General features: G+C 48.7%; 17 protein-coding genes and 2 CRISPR repeat arrays. Of the genes, 9 read left to right on the forward strand and 8 right to left on the reverse strand.

What is annotated here, in order from left to right:
* Positions 1-19 precede the first annotated feature (19 nt).
* From cas2 to apbC, 6 genes are all read left to right on the forward strand, one after another.
* Positions 20-292: a CRISPR-associated endonuclease Cas2 gene (gene cas2 / locus ACO6VG_RS13705; RefSeq protein ID WP_422408842.1), complete on the forward strand. Its 273-nt coding sequence runs from the start codon at positions 20-22 to the stop codon at positions 290-292.
* On the forward strand, positions 279-863 hold the full coding sequence (gene cas4 / locus ACO6VG_RS13710; RefSeq protein WP_422408844.1) for a CRISPR-associated protein Cas4: 585 nt from the start codon (positions 279-281) through the stop codon (positions 861-863). The genes cas2 and cas4 overlap by 14 nt, the downstream gene beginning before the upstream one ends.
* A gap of 205 nt (positions 864-1068) precedes the next feature.
* Positions 1069-1611: a CRISPR direct-repeat array (repeat unit 37 nt; unit sequence GCAGAACAGCTTACTTCGAATCAATGGCTACTGAAAG).
* 105 nt (positions 1612-1716) lie between these two features.
* Positions 1717-2762: a CRISPR direct-repeat array (repeat unit 37 nt; unit sequence GCAGAACAGCTTACTTCGAATCAATGGCTACTGAAAG).
* Positions 2763-3142: 380 nt separating this feature from the next.
* Positions 3143-3265: a hypothetical protein gene (locus ACO6VG_RS13715; RefSeq protein ID WP_422132824.1), complete on the forward strand. Its 123-nt coding sequence runs from the start codon at positions 3143-3145 to the stop codon at positions 3263-3265.
* 201 nt (positions 3266-3466) lie between these two features.
* The gene (locus ACO6VG_RS13720) at positions 3467-3943 is read left to right on the forward strand and encodes a DnaT-like ssDNA-binding domain-containing protein (RefSeq protein ID WP_422132825.1); all 477 of its coding nucleotides are present in this window, start codon (positions 3467-3469) and stop codon (positions 3941-3943) included.
* Positions 3900-4589: a replication protein P gene (locus ACO6VG_RS13725; protein WP_422132826.1), complete on the forward strand. Its 690-nt coding sequence runs from the start codon at positions 3900-3902 to the stop codon at positions 4587-4589. The genes ACO6VG_RS13720 and ACO6VG_RS13725 overlap by 44 nt, the downstream gene beginning before the upstream one ends.
* 75 nt (positions 4590-4664) lie before the next feature.
* Entirely contained in the window at positions 4665-5759 is a 1095-nt protein-coding gene (gene apbC, locus ACO6VG_RS13730) for an iron-sulfur cluster carrier protein ApbC (RefSeq protein WP_422137389.1), read from the forward strand.
* Between the two features lie 31 nt (positions 5760-5790).
* Here the strand turns inward: apbC and ACO6VG_RS13735 are convergent, their stop codons facing one another.
* Positions 5791-6366: an NAD(P)H-dependent oxidoreductase gene (locus ACO6VG_RS13735; protein WP_422132828.1), complete on the reverse strand. Its 576-nt coding sequence runs from the start codon at positions 6364-6366 to the stop codon at positions 5791-5793.
* Between the two features lie 184 nt (positions 6367-6550).
* Between ACO6VG_RS13735 and dcd the strand changes: the two genes are divergently transcribed.
* The gene (dcd, locus tag ACO6VG_RS13740; RefSeq protein WP_422132829.1) at positions 6551-7135 is read left to right on the forward strand and encodes a dCTP deaminase; all 585 of its coding nucleotides are present in this window, start codon (positions 6551-6553) and stop codon (positions 7133-7135) included.
* 71 nt (positions 7136-7206) lie between these two features.
* Here dcd and ACO6VG_RS13745 read toward each other — a convergent pair whose 3' ends face one another.
* The 3 genes from ACO6VG_RS13745 to ACO6VG_RS13755 form a co-directional block, all read right to left on the reverse strand.
* On the reverse strand, positions 7207-7803 hold the full coding sequence (locus tag ACO6VG_RS13745; RefSeq protein ID WP_422137391.1) for an OmpA family protein: 597 nt from the start codon (positions 7801-7803) through the stop codon (positions 7207-7209).
* A gap of 479 nt (positions 7804-8282) precedes the next feature.
* Complete coding sequence (gene dapD / locus ACO6VG_RS13750) at positions 8283-9320, reverse strand: 2,3,4,5-tetrahydropyridine-2,6-dicarboxylate N-succinyltransferase (RefSeq protein WP_422132831.1); 1038 nt, start codon at positions 9318-9320, stop codon at positions 8283-8285.
* A 99-nt stretch (positions 9321-9419) separates the two neighbouring features.
* A complete protein-coding gene (locus tag ACO6VG_RS13755) occupies positions 9420-9857 on the reverse strand; it encodes an ArsC family reductase (RefSeq protein ID WP_422132832.1) in 438 nt (145 codons plus the stop codon).
* 135 nt (positions 9858-9992) lie between these two features.
* Between ACO6VG_RS13755 and ACO6VG_RS13760 the strand changes: the two genes are divergently transcribed.
* Positions 9993-10979 (forward strand): pentapeptide repeat-containing protein, encoded by a 987-nt coding sequence (locus tag ACO6VG_RS13760; RefSeq protein ID WP_422132836.1) that lies wholly within the window; start codon positions 9993-9995, stop codon positions 10977-10979.
* Positions 10980-11035: 56 nt separating this feature from the next.
* Here the strand turns inward: ACO6VG_RS13760 and ACO6VG_RS13765 are convergent, their stop codons facing one another.
* A complete protein-coding gene (locus ACO6VG_RS13765) occupies positions 11036-11506 on the reverse strand; it encodes an aminoacyl-tRNA deacylase (protein ID WP_422132837.1) in 471 nt (156 codons plus the stop codon).
* 490 nt (positions 11507-11996) lie between these two features.
* Between ACO6VG_RS13765 and nhaD the strand changes: the two genes are divergently transcribed.
* The gene (gene nhaD, locus ACO6VG_RS13770) at positions 11997-13304 is read left to right on the forward strand and encodes a sodium:proton antiporter NhaD (protein ID WP_422132838.1); all 1308 of its coding nucleotides are present in this window, start codon (positions 11997-11999) and stop codon (positions 13302-13304) included.
* Positions 13305-13332: 28 nt separating this feature from the next.
* Here the strand turns inward: nhaD and ACO6VG_RS13775 are convergent, their stop codons facing one another.
* From ACO6VG_RS13775 to ACO6VG_RS13785, 3 genes are all read right to left on the reverse strand, one after another.
* Positions 13333-13701, reverse strand: coding sequence for a hypothetical protein (locus ACO6VG_RS13775; protein WP_422132839.1), 369 nt, complete (start codon positions 13699-13701; stop codon positions 13333-13335).
* A 183-nt stretch (positions 13702-13884) separates the two neighbouring features.
* Complete coding sequence (locus ACO6VG_RS13780; protein ID WP_422137396.1) at positions 13885-16173, reverse strand: hypothetical protein; 2289 nt, start codon at positions 16171-16173, stop codon at positions 13885-13887.
* Between the two features lie 195 nt (positions 16174-16368).
* On the reverse strand, positions 16369-19497 hold the full coding sequence (locus ACO6VG_RS13785) for an efflux RND transporter permease subunit (RefSeq protein WP_422132841.1): 3129 nt from the start codon (positions 19495-19497) through the stop codon (positions 16369-16371).
* Positions 19498-19501 lie beyond the last annotated feature (4 nt).

The raw sequence follows: 19501 nt of genomic DNA on the forward strand, positions 1-19501 counted from the left end.
TATGTCAATAAGAACACAAATGCTAGCAGCGTACGATGTATCAGATAATAAGGCGCGCAAAGAACTCACCGACCGACTAAAAGATCTTGGTCTGGTACCGATTCAAAAATCGGTGATGTGGGGCTATCTCAGCAAGGCAGAGCAAAGTGCTGCTATGAGAGTCCTCGAGGAGCTTATAGAAGAAAGCGACAGAGCTTTTTTGATTCGAGCCAACCTGACTGATCAACTCACTCACTTTGTTGGCACAGTACCAGCAGATATTCACGAGCCACTGAACTATGACATACTCTAGCTTACCCATAAGACACTTACGACAATATCAGTTTTGCCCCCGTATTCCATGGTTTCAGGAAGTGGCAGCTCTGGAGCCGCTGCGACCGATGTGGGTGGCTCAGGGTCAGCAATTTCACAACCGTCAAGACTTTTTGTCTCGCCGCAGAAAGCTTAGCCGTTACGGTATCGAAAACGCTGAGCAGCTATTTGATCAGGCTGTACAATCCTTCGAGCCAGCTATGCATGGTCGCATTGATCTGGTTCTTCTAAACGATGAAACAGTACATATCGTAGAATTCAAACTGGGTGAAGGAAAGCCAACCAAAGGGCAGGTTTTACAAGCAGCAGCTTATGGTATGGCGGCAGAGAATAGTTACGGGCGAAAATGCCCAGCTTTTTTTGTATCCACAGGAAGAAAAGCGAAAGCACACTACTACGAGCTGACGTTATCGCTAAGAAATGAAGTTAAAATGAAGGTTGATGAAATAAACACGAGCCTCAGTAGAGTAAGCCTACCCCACAGTCCCGCAAAGGCTGACGTTCAGTGCACTTCGTGCGAATACCTGCACTATTGCAACGACCGAGATTAATGGTATTAAACACCAGCATGGGCAATCCAGAGAGCTGGTTCGCATATCGCGATTTTCTATGATTTCAGAGCATATGATTCGAGCTAGTTTCAGCTTACTCGTTTTTTCGAAAAAAGACAGCCTTTTTATGCAGGCTGGGTACTTTCGAAAAAAATATTCGTTCTGCCTCGATTATACCAATAAAAATCAATTGGTTATGTGAGGAGCAGAACAGCTTACTTCGAATCAATGGCTACTGAAAGGTACATCTGCGTCAAACTCAGAACCAGAAGTATGAGCAGAACAGCTTACTTCGAATCAATGGCTACTGAAAGCCTCTACAACGCGAATGGGTTTATTGCTGTCTAGGTGCAGAACAGCTTACTTCGAATCAATGGCTACTGAAAGTCCCGTCTGCATATGTTACTATCATCGTACCCGGTTGCAGAACAGCTTACTTCGAATCAATGGCTACTGAAAGTTCCAGGATTACCTGAAATCTGACCGGTTGAGACTGCAGAACAGCTTACTTCGAATCAATGGCTACTGAAAGATCCCAATTCGCTCATGAGGGTTTTCAGGTCTTCCCGCAGAACAGCTTACTTCGAATCAATGGCTACTGAAAGCAGTGGCTGTACCGTCAGTTGAATCATCTCCGGTGCAGAACAGCTTACTTCGAATCAATGGCTACTGAAAGCCGTAGAAAGCCCTGTCATCAGTGTCCTTGAGTAGCAGAACAGCTTACTTCGAATCAATGGCTACTGAAAGTTTGATCTCTTGGACGCTTTCACCAGGCACCGACAGCAGAACAGCTTACTTCGAATCAATGGTTCTATCCCAGAGGTCCAGAGCTGTGCATGGCCAGGCACCGACAGCAGAACAGCTTACTTCGAATCAATGGCTACTGAAAGAGCGATGGCAGCCAGGCAGCAGACAAAAAAAAAGCAGAACAGCTTACTTCGAATCAATGGCTACTGAAAGTTCACCCAGGGAGCACGGTTACTAACCCATTGTCCTGGGCAGAACAGCTTACTTCGAATCAATGGCTACTGAAAGTAAAGGACGGGGCTTGAGAAAGCTCCCAATTTAGGCAGAACAGCTTACTTCGAATCAATGGCTACTGAAAGTGTCCCCACTGTTCGACATTGGATTATCTGAAGTGGCAGAACAGCTTACTTCGAATCAATGGCTACTGAAAGTTATTGAAGGCCGTCTGGTTGTTGGTGTGGCTGAGCAGAGCAGCTTACTTCGAATCAATGGCTACTGAAAGTTGATTTTTCCAGCGCTTCACAATCTGCCAGCAGTGCAGAACAGCTTACTTCGAATCAATGGCTACTGAAAGTCAATATCCGTTCAGGAGTTGTTTGGTTTTTGCGGCAGAACAGCTTACTTCGAATCAATGGCTACTGAAAGCCCTACCCTCCGGAGCCATGCCGTCAGTCGCTTTGCAGAACAGCTTACTTCGAATCAATGGCTACTGAAAGGATTATTCACCGGGCCAGCAGCCTGCACCCGTAGGCAGAACAGCTTACTTCGAATCAATGGCTACTGAAAGCTCTGGGGTTCCGAAGGGCAAAGCCCGGTTTATTCTGCAGAACAGCTTACTTCGAATCAATGGCTACTGAAAGCGAACGCTCGTCATTTAAACCAACAACAGGCCGAACGCAGAACAGCTTACTTCGAATCAATGGCTACTGAAAGAAAAAAGCCTCACTCCCATCTGGTGGGGTTACACGGCAGAACAGCTTACTTCGAATCAATGGCTACTGAAAGTTGAAATTGAGTGTTTTTGTAGCGTGCCCACCTATCGGCAGAACAGCTTACTTAGAATCAATGGTTACTGAAAGACAAAAAAAACCCGCATTAAAGATGGTCTGTTTGAAGCAGAACAGCCTACTTCGAATCAATGGCTGCTGAAAGGCCAGAGTGTGCTTCGTCGAGAGGCATGGCGGGCGTGTTAGGGCAAAACTAGGTGTTAGTGGGTGATATGTCAATAGGTGCCTGTTTTTATCTCCAATTCGAGTAGCATACGATGCAACCGACAATAGTGCTTGCAAGGAGTTAACCGAACGACCAAAAAATCTTGATCGGGTACCGATTTAAAAATCGGTGATGTGTGGGGCTACCTCAGCGAAGCAGAACAAAGTGCTGCTATGAGAGGCCTTGAAGAGGGTTATTTTGGCAACACAGCTTACTTTAAATCAATAGCCACTGAAATTTATCTCGTGTTCAGATGAAATTTTTGTCCCTGTGAAAAAAGTAAGATCACTTAAAAGCTACAAAGGAAAAGTCGCCAGCGCATGACAGGTCTGGTCTGGGTGAAACCGCCCGAAGAAAGTAAAAATACCGCTATTCAATCCGGCTTTACTGGCGTTAAAATAACCGGCTTCCCGTTACAGGTATGGGACAAATTCCGGGAGTAAATGGGTTCTGTCCGGCCTGGCTTCAGGCTCCCGAAGGGATTTACTCAGCACAAAATCTTAAGACAGGTTTCTGCCTCCTTAACGGAGGAATGATCCTGTCTCTGGCTGGCGTCTTCGCCTTTGGCCTTATCTGACAGCGCAGGGCTGTTCCATTATTACAACCGGTAGACCGAAGCCGGGAAGGCAGGTATTGTTAAATTCATGACTGACGAAGAACGCCAGAAGCAAAAACTGCGAAGAGAGTGGGCTTCCGGAGACAGGTCTCCATTTCAGGATTTTGCTCAGGAACGTGGAGAAGAACATCCTGTGTTTGCCCGACAGACGACTGGAGCGACAGCCGCTCAGTCGAAGACGCTTGCGGAGGGCGCCAGGGTTCAGCCTCTGCCTGAGGATTTTACGCCTGATGCAGTTTACATAGAGTTTCTTGAGGCGCACCACGGTATTCCGGCAGACTTTACCCTTGCCCAACTTCCGGAATTCAAGCTCTACTGGCTGGAGACCGGTGAAGCTCGCAAAGCCTGGCAGAATAAGTTCAAGAACCATGTGATCTACCAGTGGAAGCGGGGTCAAAGTGAAGAAGGGCAACGAACTCATAAATCAACTGTCGAAAAACTTACAGACACCAGCTGGGCAGATGGACTCCAGTTCGACTTCGACGAGTCAGACGACCAGTCGTGAAACCTTGCAAAGAGCTCAACAGACAAAGTATGCCATTAATACTCTGTTTACCATGCTGGAAGCCGCCTTCCCGTTAAAGTTTAAAAAAGCCTTCCCAACCGATGCTTCATTGGTAGAAGCGAAGAAAGTCTGGATTCAGGGGCTCGGAGAATTCAAGCCTGCCAGGATTGTCAGGGCTGGTCAAAAAGTTCTGGATACCACTAAATTTTTTCCTGATCTCAGCGAGATACGCGAACATTGTAAGCTGCATCATGATGAGATGGGCTTGAAAAAGCCTCTGCAAGCTTATTACGAAGCCTGCTATGCGCCTGAGCAGAGCCGCGACTCTCGTTGGTCTCACATTGCCGTCTATCTGGCAGCACGGGAAACGGGCTGGATGACCCTGCGAAGTGAAGAGCAAAGAGTCGCCTTTCCCATCTTTGAGCGAAATTACAACATACTCTGTAACCGGGTTCTTGATGGTGAGGATCTTGAGGCTTCAATCATGAAAGGTATTGAAGACAGTCGCTCGAAAGAAGCCGTGAGGGTTGCGGATGAGCAGGCTGAGCAGGCGCTGCGAAAAACCATGGCAAAGCAGGGCATTGATCCTGACTCGGGCCGCTCTGCTTTTGAGAAGTTGAAAAAGTCGCTGTCCAATGGTCAGTAAATTCGTTTTTTACTGGCAGAATAACAACGAAATCATTAGTCTATCTGCCATTCAAACGGTTGGAGTCTGACGCCCATGAGTGTCCCAGATCGTGCTGCGGTTGAAGCCGCTGTTCAAGGCTATCACGATCCTTTTCTGAAACAGGACCTGGTCACGGCAGGTTGTATCAAAGAGCTTTCCATTGAGTCGGGCAAAGTCACCCTGAAGGTCGAACTGGGCTACCCGGCAGAAGGCTTGAAGGGGGGCATTGAGCAGTTACTGGCTGCCAAGATCGAGAACCTTCCCGGTGTTGAAAGTGCCAGAGTCTCTGTCGGCTGGCGTGTGTCCAGTGCGCCGGTTCAGGGTGAGCTGGAAGCTCTGTCCGGTGTCAAAAACATTATTGCAGTGGCTTCCGGAAAAGGTGGTGTGGGTAAGTCGACCACCACTGTCAATCTGGCATTGGCGATGGCCGCAGAAGGTGCCAGAGTTGGTGTTCTGGATGCCGATATTTATGGTCCCAGTATCGGGATGTTGTTGGGCCTGCCTGATGGTACCCGTCCGGAAGTCAAAAATGAAAAGTTCTTTATTCCCATTGAGGCTCACGGCATTCAGGCCATGTCCATGGCGTTTCTGGTGACAGAAGATACTCCGGTGGTCTGGCGCGGTCCCATGGTCAGTGGTGCTCTGCAGCAACTGTTGACCCAGACATTGTGGAATGATCTTGATTACCTGTTTATCGATATGCCTCCGGGCACCGGGGACATCCAGCTGACACTGGCTCAGAAAGTACCCGTCACTGGCAGTGTTATTGTGACTACACCGCAGGATCTGGCGTTGATCGATGCTAAAAAAGGCATCGAAATGTTCAATAAGGTCAATATCCCGGTGCTGGGTGTGGTTGAAAATATGGCTATGCATGTCTGCTCTGAATGCGGTCACACCGAGCATCTCTTCGGCGAAGGGGGAGGAACCCGCATTGCTGACCAGTTTGGTGTTGATCTGCTGGCTGCACTGCCTTTGTCCATGATGATTCGTGAACAGTCTGATGCAGGAGAGCCGACTGTGGTTTCTGAGCCGGACTCACAGATCACCATGATCTACAGGGATATGGCTAAACGGATGGCTGCGGAACTGGCATTAAAAAATACTGAGAAGCCCGAAGCGCCAACCATCTCATTCAGTGACGACTAACTAAAACGGGGAGAGGCTGCTCTCCCGTTTTTCAGAAGCCTTGCAGGTGCTTACTGACTTTTTTCATAAACTGCTTTCGATCTTCCTCTGTTTTTTTGTCCATACCGTAAAGCGCCAGCCACTTTATATCTTTGCAGCGGGATACCACTTTCAGTGAGAGCCTGAACATTTTTCTGGGCGGATTGCCTATCAGAGCCATCCGCCAGCGGGATGACCCCTGGGTAGTAATGATCAGGAACTTTTTAATACGGGTCAGGCCCGGTTCCAGACCTTTAGGTCCATAGGTTGCCACAACTCCGGGTAGCCAGACCCGGTCAAGCCAGCCCTTTAAAATCGCCGGAGGGCCCATCCACCAGGTGGGGTAGATAAAGACCACTGCTTCTGCCCATTTCAGTTTGGCAACCTGGTTTTCGATCCCGTCAGTGTTGTTACGGGTCATGTAGTTCAGTCTCTCTTCACGGGACATTCGAGCTTCAAATTCAATCTCATAAAGATCCAGTGGGTGTACATTGTGCCCGGCCAGAGTCAACTGTTCACAGGTCATTCTGAACAGTGCTCCATTGTAGCTTTCCGGGTTCGGGTGGGCATAAACGACTAAAACATTCATTCTGATCTTATTTGCTGACAACAATCAGAGCCATTTTAGAGGCTTTTAGCAACAAAAACAGGTGTAGCAGAGAAAGCGAGGAGAGGGCTACCGCCTTTGATTGTCGGGCACGTATAATGACGTTTAATAACATCCTGGGGGTTGTGGTTGAGACACTCCCTTCTTGCTGCTGGAAAAATAGACCATGAGACTTTGTGATCGGGATATAGAAGCTTGCCTCGACAGTGGAAAAATCATTATTGAGCCCCGTCCCGGCTCTGGCAAGATCAGTGGGGTCAGTGTTGACCTGACTCTGGGAAACAGTTTCAGGGTGTTCAACGATCATGCAGCCCCTTTTGTGGACATCAGTGGTCCCAGAGAAGAGATTAATCGGGTGCTGGACTCCATCATGAGCAAGGAGATTGCCCTGAATGATGGCGAAGCTTTTTTCCTTCATCCGGGCGAGTTGGCTTTGGCAGTTACCCGTGAATCCATTACCTTGCCCGATGATATTGTTGGCTGGCTGGACGGTCGATCTTCTCTGGCGAGACTGGGTCTGATGGTGCATGTCACCGCTCACCGGATTGACCCGGGCTGGAGTGGTCAGATTGTGCTGGAGTTTTTCAACGGTGGCAAACTGCCACTGGCTTTGAGACCGGGAATGGGCATAGGAGCCATTAATTTCGAGACCATGAGTGGTACCGCAGCCCGCCCCTACAACAAACGAAAAGACGCAAAATACAAGGAACAGAAGAGTGCAGTAGCCAGTCGAATTGCTGAGGATCAATGAGGTAGAGCTCCCGGTCTGATGACAAAAAAGTAAACCCCGGGCAAGCCGGGGTTTTAGCTGTCAGGCCGGTATCATTTCAGCATGATTTCAACACGACGGTTTTCCTGTCTCATCTCTTCTGTATCATTCCCGCGTAGTGGGTGATCTGCACCTTTGCCTCTGACGTTCATGTTTTCTTCTGGAATCCCTTTGCTCACCAGGTAGTCTTTAACGGCCTCAGCTCTTCTTTCAGAAAGCTTCTGGTTGTATAAGCGGGAACCTATCTCACAGGCGTGGCCGACTATTTCGATGTGGCTGTCATGATCCAGCTGACCAATCAGCGTGTTCAGCATTTCCAGATCGCCCGATCTCAGTCTGGAAGAGTCAAAGTCAAAGTTAACGGTGGACATCTCTTCTACACCATTAGTAACCATTGGACCCTCAGGCTCAGTAACAGGGTCTGCCATGGCGCAGGCTGTGCCACCGATCAGTGCTCCTGCCACCAGGGCAGCACCACCGGTTGCCATATTGTAAGCCGCTCCGGGGATCCCCATAACTACCCCCCCTTGGGCCATACAGGTCGACCAGTGAGGCTTCTGAGGTTGAGTCTGTGAAGAGGTGGTGGAACAACCTGCCGTGAACAGCAGAGGGAAAACGATAGCTAACGTGCTCAGCATCCTTGCAGACATGGTACTACTCCTATCCATGGTTTTAGAGTCTGGTCTGCAAGAGAATGAATGCAGACCATTTGTGTTGATTATAGGGAGCGTTGAATCCTGCTCCAGATGACTGTTTTCCGGTGGTTTGGTTTTATTGTCAGAGGCAGGCTGAGATCAGGCTGTTTTTTTGACAACAACTGGCGTCAGAGAGGCGTCAGAGGGATGATTTGCTGGAAGAGTGGTCACTTTTCAGAGGTTTCACTTTTCGAGATTCAAAATGTCATGAAAGCTACCGGATTTTGTCGATAGTCATTAGCCGATAAGGGGTAGAAATTAATCGATCAAAGTCGCTTATCTTACAGAGTGGCCATTCCGTTCGATAGGCCTGATAGAAGAAACCAGTCGACTGACCAGAACCTCAAATAAAGTTTATAAGGCTTTGGCCAGAAATGGACTGGTTTATTCATTTAGTAGTCCGAATTGTTCAGAGCGCTGGAAGCCCTGACTTATCAATTATGAGCGTGCAGGTCTTCGTTAAGAGCGATAGCCGACTTATTGGTCAGGCATTCAATGGCACCGGAAATTGAGTTGCGACGGAACAGCAGGTCAGACTGGCCACTCAACTGGCTGGCTTTGACGGTTTCAACCACGTTTCTCTGATCGTCCAGGACATTGACTTTGCTGCCAGCCGTCAGGTACAGACCGGCTTCGATGGTGCAACGGTCGCCCAGTGGAATATTGATTCCTGCATTGGCGCCGATCAGGCAGTTTTCGCCCAGGGAAACGACGATGTCGTTACCACCCGAGAGGGTACCCATGGTGCTGCAACCACCGCCGAGGTCAGAACCTTCACCAATCATAATACCGGCAGAGATACGACCTTCAATCATGCTCTTGCCCTGGGTGCCGGCATTAAAGTTAATAAAGCCTTCGTGCATGATCGTGGTGCCTTCACCAACATAAGCGCCCAGACGAACCCTGGCCGCATCGGCGATACGCACTCCGGCAGGGACCACGTAATCGGTCATTTTCGGGAACTTATCCACTGAGTCTACGCTGATGTAGCGGCCTTCAGCACGAGCTTTCAGCTGGCGCTCAGGCAGTTCTGTCAGGTCGATAGCTCCTTCACTGGTCCAGGCAACGTTGGGCAACAGAGGGAAGATCCCTTGCAGTTTGACACCATGAGGCTTAACCAGACGATGTGAGAGCAGATGCAGCTTCAGGTAAGCTTCAGGCGTGCTGTTCAGGGTGTCGTCCGTTTCCAGAAAAGTAATGACACGGGGCTGATCACTTTCTTCAAGGCTCAGCATCATTTTCGCCAGAGCTTCCTCACCCAGATTGACGAAAGACTCTTCAAGCGCATGACAGGTTGTACTGTCCAGCTCAACGCAGGTGTTGCCGCCAGTGTAATCAACGAGCTCGATAATCGCTGCAACCAGCTTTTCCGATGGGTTCAGCAGAGGCATAGGATAGAATACTTCCAGCCAGTCGCCTTTCGTGTTTTTACTGCCTACACCAATCGCAAGACTGAAAAGAGTTTGGTTCATAAATTACTTCCCCTGATATTCAAATCAAATTGGAGACAGCCCTCTGCAGCGATTGCAAGGGGCTTTGTTATTCTGCCTGCTTGAAAAGAGTCAGGCGTTTCACTGAAAAAGTGTTTGATATTGCTTGTCTGAAAAGCCCAGAACTCTTTTGGAGCCTGTGTCGAGCAAGGGTCGCCTGATTATAGCGGGTTGCTCCAGCATTAACTCAATGGCTGAGGCTTCATCGACAGACGCTTTTTGCTGCTCTGGTAGCTGTCGCCAGGTTGTGCCACGACGATTCAGCAGTGCTTCCCAGCCTAGTTCATTGGACCAGGTTTGCAGAGAAGCCTTGTCCAGGCCGTCTTTGCGGTAGTCATGGAACCGGTATTCAATACCGGCAGCAGTAAGCCACTTACGGGCTTTTCGAACGGTGTCGCAGTTGCTGATTCCGTAGAGGGTGATCACGAGGCTACCTGTGTGTCCGCTGTGTACGCGGTATGCAATAAAACCATCTTCTGTCTCACCGGGAGATGGAAGATATTCAAGTAATAGTTTCAAGCGGCTAAGCATACACGTCTGGGTGTTGAATTGCATGAGCCGGTCAGGAAATTCAAAAAGCAGATGGTAAACACTTCTGATTATTTTGCCGACACAGTATGGAGCACTTATTGAAAAAGGTTGGGCTATTTTGTCATGCCGATTAAAGATGACCATCGATGCCGTTATATTGGCGAGCGATCCGGCCCCTGTAGTGAGCCGGCTTTAGAAGGCAGTGACTATTGCTTTTGGCATGACAGGGACGTTGATAAATCCGGTGCCGATGTCAGAGCATTATTGGAAGAGCGGGCTCATAAAAGTACCATGATGGAGGGGTTTTATCTGAAAGGCGCTCATCTCGATAATCTGAATCTTGTCTCTCCTGAGGGTGAAGTCTATCACTTGATCAGTAGTGACTTGAGTCGTTGCAGCCTTGTTAAAGCTCATCTTTATCGAGCAGACCTTTCCGGTTGTAATTTACTGAAAGCGGACTTAAGTGGTGCAAATCTACATCGTACCCGTTTAATAGGAGCAAACCTTCTGGGTGTTAATTTTAAGTCGGCCCGAATTGAGCATGTTGATTTTGGTGATACTTTTCTGCAGGAAGAAAAAGCTCATCAGGCCAGCCGGGAAGGCGATAAACGCCAGTCCAGCGAGTTATTTGAGGAGGCTGAAGAAGTAGCCAGAAATATTCGCAAACATTGTGAAGCGCAGGGACTGTTTCATAATGCTGGTGAGTTTTTTTACCGGGAAAGGACCTTCAACCGATACCGGTTTCCCCTCATCTCCCGGCAGAGGGTGGTTTCAAAGATTGTCGATCTGCTCAGCGGCTATGGCGAAAAGCCCGAAAGAGTGGTTCTGTTTTCAGTGTCATTTATTGTCTTCTTTTCCCTTTTTTATTTCTTTTTGGGTATTGAGGATAGCGGGACAATGGTTCAGTACCAGTCGGGCCAGCCTTTTTATAATAATCTGATTAATTGGCTGGAGGCACTTTACTTCAGTGTCGTGACCTTTACCACACTGGGCTACGGAGATCTGGCTCCCGTGGGTCTTTCAAGATTGTTTGCAGCCATTGAGGCCTTTATTGGCAGCTTCACGCTGGCACTCTTTGTGGTGGTTTTTGTAAAAAAAATGACCCGCTGAAGAGAGCCGTCACTGGCTATAGAGTCTTCAGCGGTTATCGACCCTCAGCTGTTTTTTCAGTTGCAATAGGCTTCCATTTCGTCTGGGTCGCAACTGATGGCAGCATGGGTTTCTCCCTGAAGCAATGCCTTGAACTGATTACGGTTCATATGAATCAGCTCCCTGTGGTTACCAGACTCCAGATACAGGTCCTGTAATGAATTCAATTCGTCATCCCAGCAGGTGGTCATGCCATAAGCAGTGCCGATAGCAGGAATCGAACCATCCTCACAGTCCGGGAAAAGGTGTTTCAATTCCTGTTCTGAAACCAGATTCAGATGTCGATCCAGCTTGGCGTTGATCCAGCGCAGCATGAGTTTGTTCATTGAGGGCATGACAGCGATGACATAACCCCTGTTGTCCCTGAGAACGACAGCTTTCGTCATATTCTTGACTGGAATACAGGCGGAGTGTGCCGTATTCATCGCTCTTTCTGAGTATGGGTGGGAAACAAGTTCGTATTCCGCATTATGTTGGTTTAGAAACATGTGCAGTTTCCGGGCGATGCTCATCTTCACGTCCCCGCACGAAGGTTAGAAAAGTCGTAATTAAAGAGACTACGCCCAAGTGTATATGGATTATTTCAGAGTGCTGTGCCCTCAGGCCTAAATAGTAAGATGAAAATTGTATATAAAAGTCGATTGTAATCTGTTTCTACTCTTTAACCGACGCTTCATACCCTGCATGTCTGAGCAGATTTCACAAAAAATATTTTATATCGAAAGTAAATAGTCAGGGTGTCGATTTATTAGACAGGAATCCACTGAAATGAGTTGGGCTGGCTCAAATTGGATCTCACAGGCGGTTGGCTTATCGTTATTCAATCAGTATCATTTGCGCGTTTTTGGACCCTGACTCATTTAAAAATTAAAGGAAATCATAGTGAATTTCTCTGGACTGAGAAGGCCTTCCCTGCTTGCCGGGGCAGGTTTGTTTGCTCTTCCGCAGAACTCTTTTGCGGCAGAGGAGTTGTTGAGGATGACAACTCACCCCATCGCCTGGTTGTGTATTGTCATTTTTACTCTGGCTTATATTGCCGTGATGGCGGAAGAGAAGTTACATCTCAGTAAGTCAAAACCGGTCATTCTGGCTGCCGGTATCATCTGGGCCCTCATTGCCTGGCTGGCCGTCGGAGAGGGAGTATCCCACGAAAGCTTATCCAGAGCGGTCATGCATGACCTGGAAGAATATTCGGCCATGTTCTTGTTTCTGCTGGTGGCGATGACCTACATCAATGCCATGGAAGAGCGTCAGGTATTCGATTCACTTCGCAGTTGGCTGATCCGAAAGGGGTTCAGTTATCGTCAACTCTTCTGGGTAACCGGAGTGCTGGCCTTCTTTATTTCACCGATTGCCGATAACCTGACGACGGCTCTGTTGATGGGTGCCGTCATTATGTCCGTCGGACAGGGAAACCCTGCTTTTGTCACCCTGGCAATGATCAATGTGGTTGTAGCGTCCAATGCCGGTGGAGCTTTCAGTCCTTTTGGTGATATCACAACGTTGATGGTTTGGCAGGCTGACAAGGTTGAGTTTTTCACATTCTTTACTTTATTTATTCCCTCGGTTGTGAATTTTATTATCCCGGCGACCATCATGAATTTCTTTATTGATAATGGTCGCCCGGCGGCCCTCGAAGACCATTCAGGTATTCGCCGGGGTGGGTGGGCTATCTGTGTGCTGTTCCTGATCACGATTGTACTGGCCGTTTGTTTTGAGAGCTTCTTCGGACTGCCCCCTTTTATGGGCATGATGACCGGACTTTCGCTGTTGATGTTCTATACCTATTTCCTGCGATTGAAAGGGCTGACCGCCAGTCAGATTATGCCTTCGATGGACGACGAGAAAAAAGAAGATCTGGATATTTTCAAACGGATTGCCCACGCCGAGTGGGACACCCTGCTGTTCTTTTTTGGTGTCATTTTCTCTGTAGGGGGCTTGCGTTATCTGGGTTACCTGGAGCTGATTTCCGAAAGCATGTACACCGGTATAGGTGCCACCTGGACGAACATTGCAGCCGGAGTCTTCTCTGCGATTCTGGATAACATTCCAGTCATGTTTGCCATTCTGGGAATGAACCCTGAAATGGATACATTCCAGTGGCTGCTGATTACCCTGACCGCAGGGGTAGGCGGCAGTTTACTGTCAATAGGCTCCGCTGCCGGCGTCGGTCTGATGGGAACGGCCAAAGGCCAATATACCTTCCTGGGCCATTTGAAGTGGAGCTGGGCCATTGCCCTGGGATATGCCGCCAGTATTGCAACCCACTTCCTGGTGAACGGTTGAAGTGAAAGGCAGGGGATAATTCCTGTTCTCATTGCGCCAGAACAGGTTCTCCCTGATAAACAATATAGGGTGAGCAGCTGCCTGAAGTAAGGATATTAACAATCGCCTTGTGACGGCTAGAAGGTTTTGGCGCTCGCCCAACATTGCTGATAGGCATCACAAGACCTTCAGGTTCAATATCGTGCTTCCTGAACCATACCAGATCCTGCTTTGTATCGGGAAAGAAGTCCAGTTCAGCAAGGTCTCCCTTCACTTCATTAATCAGCATCGTTCCCCTGACAGGCTGGTAGTAACAGCTGATTGATTCCAGAGGATTGGCACAGCCAGCCAACAGAATGGATGGGAGTATCCATGCTGCGATGGGAAGAGATGTTCTGGAATGATCAGATCTTTTCAAACCTGAAGCTCCTTGTTCTCTTTACCAGGAGCATTCCCTTTCTTCCAGAGAAGCTCCCGCAGTTCCGGTTTCGTGAAATACGTTGAGTCTTTGCGATCATTGATCATAAAGCCGTTTTGACTTGATTGAGGAGCTTGAGGCTTTAAGAAACTTCCGGATCAATCTGTCAATTATTACACCAGCTTAATGGCTTTGAAAACTTCGTTTAGCTTTTTCAGGAGTGAGGTCATTGTTTTGCTCCACATCAACAGATTTGCGCTTACGATGTCCTCTTTTGTGATCCATCAGGATTTGATCATTCTTGCAGATCACCCTGCATGGCCAGGACCGACCATCCTCTGTGATCACGGTTTCATCACAAGTTTTTTGTTTGCTGTGGATTTTGCTTTTATGAACTGATAGCGATGGAATATTCCTGAAGACCTTTCCGCATTGCTGCAGTTGACCATCTTCCCCGATCAGGCGCACGTAGCAGATTTGTTGGCCGGTGTGTTCTTTGTTTTTGTGCTCAATCAGGTCTTGAGTACTTCTGCAGACTTTCCCGCATGACTGCTGTCGGCCATCCTCGCCGATCACGGTCACGTCACAGGTTCGTAGCCCGGTGTGGTATTTTCTTTTGTGATACGACAGGGCCATTGAATTATTACAGACTTTTCCGCATGGTCGCGGCTGGCCATCCTCTCCGATGACTGTCTTATCGCAGATTTTTTGTTGTCCTTTGTGAGCGCTTCTTTTGTGAGATATCAGGGCTCTGGCATCCTCGCAGACTGTTCCGCATCTTTGCAGCTGGCCATCTTCTCTGACTAAGGTTACGCCACAGGTTTGTTGTCTGATGTGGGCTCTGGCTTTGTGAGCCGCCAGGGCTTGAGAATGATTAAAGACCTTTTCGCATGGCAGCAGCTGGCCATCCTTTCCGACTTCTGTCAGGTCACAGGTTTTTTGCCCGCTGTGGTATCTGCTCTTGTGCGAGGATAGAGATCGGGCATTCTTGAAGATCACCCCACATGGCCGTGTCTGGCCATCCTTCCCGACCAAAGTCACTGCGCAGATTTGTTGCCCGCCACCGTTTCTCCTTATGGGATTAGGCCAGTCTTGTTGACAACGGGTGGAACCATTGGGGGGAAGATAACCTGAAGGTGAAGTCCGAGCCAATTCAGGTTCGCCAGCTTGAGAGGTTTTTTGGTTTGATGTCGCGAATATAATTTTACAAGATGCTGTCGGCGCCTTTATTGAACCTATCTGAATAAGCTGAGTTGGGCTTTGAACCCATTGGGGTGATTCTGTTGTTTTTTGTGGTGTTTCTGAAGTTCCCAGTGAGGATGTGAAGTCGGTAAAGGCACAAGAGGTCCCGATTTTTTCGAGAAGGATTTGATTACCTAAATTGAGTAACCCGTTGATTACAATCAAGTCATCATTGGAGACAGGAAATTTCTCAAGTACTTGGGCGTCATTTCTGACTGGCCCGGTTGAGTGACTGTCTGTTGACCCAGAACTCATGGAGTATGCTAGCTTGCAGCTACTTGCCCGGTTGTTGTTAAGGCCACGGGGTTGCATCTGATCGAACTGTGTCTGAGAAGGTTGAACAGAAGTACATTGGAGTTGAATGGCAGGATTACTCAATATTTGGAAAAGCCAGTTTTGCTGGGAATATAGAGTCTGTAGAAAATTAAAGCGATCTATACGGTTATGGTTGTGTTTATTGACTGGATCGGGGCATGTGCTCTGTCCTGCTCCCTTCTGGACTGCTGAACTTTCTGCCGATTTCAGTGGCCATCCACTGGGCAATCCGCTGTCGGGTGATCTTCGGAATTGACAAACGCCATGACAGGGAAGGATGAAACAATTTAAACCGAAAGTGTGCAGGTGTTGTTGAGGATCTCCGTTACCGCCGCCAGAGTCAGAGTTCACGGGGTTAGTGAAAGAGCCTGCAGGGAGGGTCCTGGCTTCCGATACTGTCTGAATGGATGATTCTGATGACTGTTGTGATTGCTGGTTATCTCCAGAGCCAAACATCATAGTGATGGTCGCAAACGAATGTTTCTGGCTGACCTCTTGTAGTTTAATCGGTTTAAACAGAGGTGAATCGGGGGTCCAATCGCTTTTTAAAAGCCAACAGACAGTGATAACCACTTTTAAGGGGAGCCATGAATAGGGATTCGAGCCTGAAGGAGAATCTTTGGTTGTCAGGATCAGTTGGTAGGCAATCAGCAGAGGAGCGGTGAAAAAACATTGCTGCGCTATCAACTCAATAAGGGTAGGGGGCATCCCGTAAATGTCAGGTATGTGTTGTTTGATATCAGGCGGCGAATCTTGTTCTGTACAGTCGTTTGTGTCGGAAATGTATGATGGGCTGCAAGGCCATGTGTGCCGGTTACGCTTTATAGAAAGGCTCTGGTTTGGAAAAACTGCATTCGGTTCAAGCTCGACAACAAAAAAACCTGTCAACGGTTGAGCCTGACAGACGATAGACATCGACAGCAGCAGCCACAGCGCCGCTACAAAGAGTGAGTGTTTAATAATTCTGTTCTAGCATTCTGGCATTCAGAGAGGAAGGATAGATTACCTCATGGAAGTGGGAGCAAAAAACTCTGGTTCTCAAGCTGGCGCACGGTAGCGAGAGGCAGGCTGGACACAAAAAAGCCCCTTTAGACAGGGGCTTTATGTTGATCAGCTGTTCGCTTTATCTGAATCAAAATGCTCACGCATTTTTTGCAGGAGATAATAGAACAATGGGATCATTATCGTGCCGAACAGGGTGGCAGCGATCATTCCAGACATTACTGTCGTACCAATTATCCTTCGGCTGGCAGCACCGGCACCACTGGCAAATACCAGAGGTAGTACCCCAAGTACGAAAGACAGGGCTGTCATCAATACGGCGCGAAAGCGCAGTTCGGCAGCGTTGATGGCAGCATCGAAGATACTCTTGCCTGACTGTCTTTGAACCATGGCAAATTCTACGATAAGAATCGCCGTCTTTGCAGCAATACCAATCAATAGCACCATACCTATCTGGGCGTAGATATCATTGGCCATCGAGGGTATCAATAACCGGAACAGGTTGATTCCGACAATGGCACCGAAAGCCGCTATGGGCACTGCCACGATGATTGCCAGCGGCATGGTCCAGCTTTCATACTGTGCCACCAGGAACAGGTAGACAAACAGGAATGCCAGGGCAAATAGCAGTGGAGCCAGACTACCGGCTTCAATTTCCTGCAGTGACTGTCCAGACCACTCGAAGGTGTAGCCATCGGGCAATGTTTTGGCCAGATCTTCCATGGCTGTGATGGCATCACCGGAACTAAAACCCTGATTAGCCTTGCCACTTATGCTGGCTGAGCGGTACAGGTTGTAATGGTCAATGCTGCTGGGGCCGAGAATCGGTTTCAATGAGGCAACGGTAGTCAGAGGCACCATCTGGTTATTCAGGTTTCTGACAAAGAACTTGCTCAGGTCTGAAGGATTGGCGCGATACTCGCTTTCTGCCTGAAGCTTAACCTGGTAGGTTCTACCGAATTTACTGAAGTCATTGACATACAGGGAGCCCAGCTGGGTTTGCAGGGTCATGAAAATTTCAGACAGCGGAATACCCTGTGCCTTAGCCTTGTTGCGATCTACTTCGAGGAAGTATTGAGGCACATTAGCACGGAAAGTACTGAATACCTGAGTCATTTCGGGGCGCTGGTTTGCCTGATAGATCAGCCCATTCAACACCTGACCAAGCTCCTGAGGGGTGCGGCCAAGCGTATCCTGAAGCCTGAAGTCAAAACCACCTGAAGATCCAAGGCCTGGAATGGGCGGGAAGGCAAACGCCATGACCTGGGCTTCCGGTAACGTCCAGAGCTTGCCCTGTATCTTTCTCAGTACCGCCTGCTGGTGTTGTAGAGGGTCCGGGCGATCTTTCCAGTCGTTGAGGACAACGATAGCCATGGCGTTGTTGGAGTTGGATCCACCCATGATGCTGAAGCCGGAAACACTGATAACACTGTCTACATCGGGTTCGGTTCGAATGATGTTGGTGATGTTCTCCATAGTGGCTTCGGTTCTGTTCAGGGACGCTGCGTCAGGAAGCTGAACATCAACCACGAAGAATCCCTGATCCTCATCCGGAACAAAACCGGAGGGCGTGCTGTTGAACAGGAAGCCGGTGGAGGCCATCATGATTGCAAACAGTCCAATTCCCAGAATGCTTCTTCTAATCAACAGGGTAACCCAGCTCTTGTAGCCGCCGGTCAGTCGCTTGATAAAGTTATCAAGAGGAACCAGCCAGTTGATGTGTCCCATCTTGCCTTTTTTCAGCAAAGTGGCACACAGGGCCGGACTTAATGTCAGAGCGTTGATGGAAGAGATTACAACGGCTACCGATATGGTGACCGCAAACTGTGAATAAAGTCCACCGGTAATACCCGGCATAAAGCCTACAGGTACAAATACCGCCAGCAATACCAGGGTGGTCGCCACAATAGGACCCGATACTTCCTTCATGGCCTGACTGGTGGCTTCAGTCGGGCTCATCCCTTCCCTGGTGATTAATCGCTCAACGTTTTCAATAACAACAATGGCGTCGTCCACGACCACCCCTATCGCCAACACCAGGCCGAAAAGCGTAATAGTGTTAATGGAAAACCCGAGAGCTTTCATGATAGCGAAGGTACCAATCAGGGAGACCGGTATTGCGATTGCGGGGATCAGTGTTGCCCGCCAGTTTTGCAGGAACAGGAATACAACCAATACCACCAGAGCGACTGCCTGGAGCAAAGTGATGATTACTTCCTTGATGGACTGATCAATAAACTGGGTTGTATCGAACTTGATTTCATACTCGATACCTTCCGGCATACGGGCAGACAGCTCTTCCATGGTCATTTTTACACCTTTCGCCACATCCATAGCGTTGGCATCAGGCTGCTGATAGATAACCAGGAAAGCCGTGTCATCATTGTTAAACTTGGCAACACCATCGTAACTCTGGGAGCCCATTTCAACCCGGGCGATATCCTTGATGCGAACATAGGAGCCATCAGGGTCGGCCTTGATAATGACGTTGCCGAATTCCTCAGGGTTGCTCAGACGTCCCTGGGTTTTTATGGTGTAAGTGAACTGCTGGTCTGGCTGGTTTGGCGCCTGACCCAGCTTACCGGCTGCAACAATAACGTTTTGCTCATTCAGTGCGTTGGATACGTCTGAGGTTGTGATATCAAGAGATGCCATGCGTTCAGGATCAAGCCAGATACGCATGCTATAAACCAGTGAACCCAAAATGTCGGCGGAAGCGACCCCGTCAATACGAGCCATGGGTTCTTTCAGGTAATTGTTGGCGTAATTATTGAGGTAAACGCCGTCGTACTCACTCTTATTGGAAACCAGGTTGATGCCCAACAGCATGCTTGAAGACTTTTTGCTGACCGTCACCCCCGTTCTTCTGACGTCTTCGGGAAGTGATGGTTCAGCTACAGCAACACGGTTCTGGACGTTTACCAGAGCCATATCCTGATCGACACCGGAATCAAAGGTCACGGTGATGCTGGCGCTGCCATCGTTACCAGCAGAAGAGTTGATATAGATCATGTCCTCTACACCGTTGACCTGTTCTTCAATCGGTCGGATGACGGCTTCTTCTATGGTTTCTGCATCGGCTCCCGGGAATACCGCACTGATGTTAACCTGGGGAGGGGTGATTTCAGGAAACTGAGCCACAGGCAGGGTCAGCATGGAAATCATACCCACCAGGGTTATGACGATCGATAGAACAAAGGCAAACTTGGGCCTGTGAATAAAAAACTGACTGATCATCGCA

The organism is Endozoicomonas sp. ALB032 (assembly GCF_049310125.1).
Lineage (GTDB): Bacteria > Pseudomonadota > Gammaproteobacteria > Pseudomonadales > Endozoicomonadaceae > Endozoicomonas_A.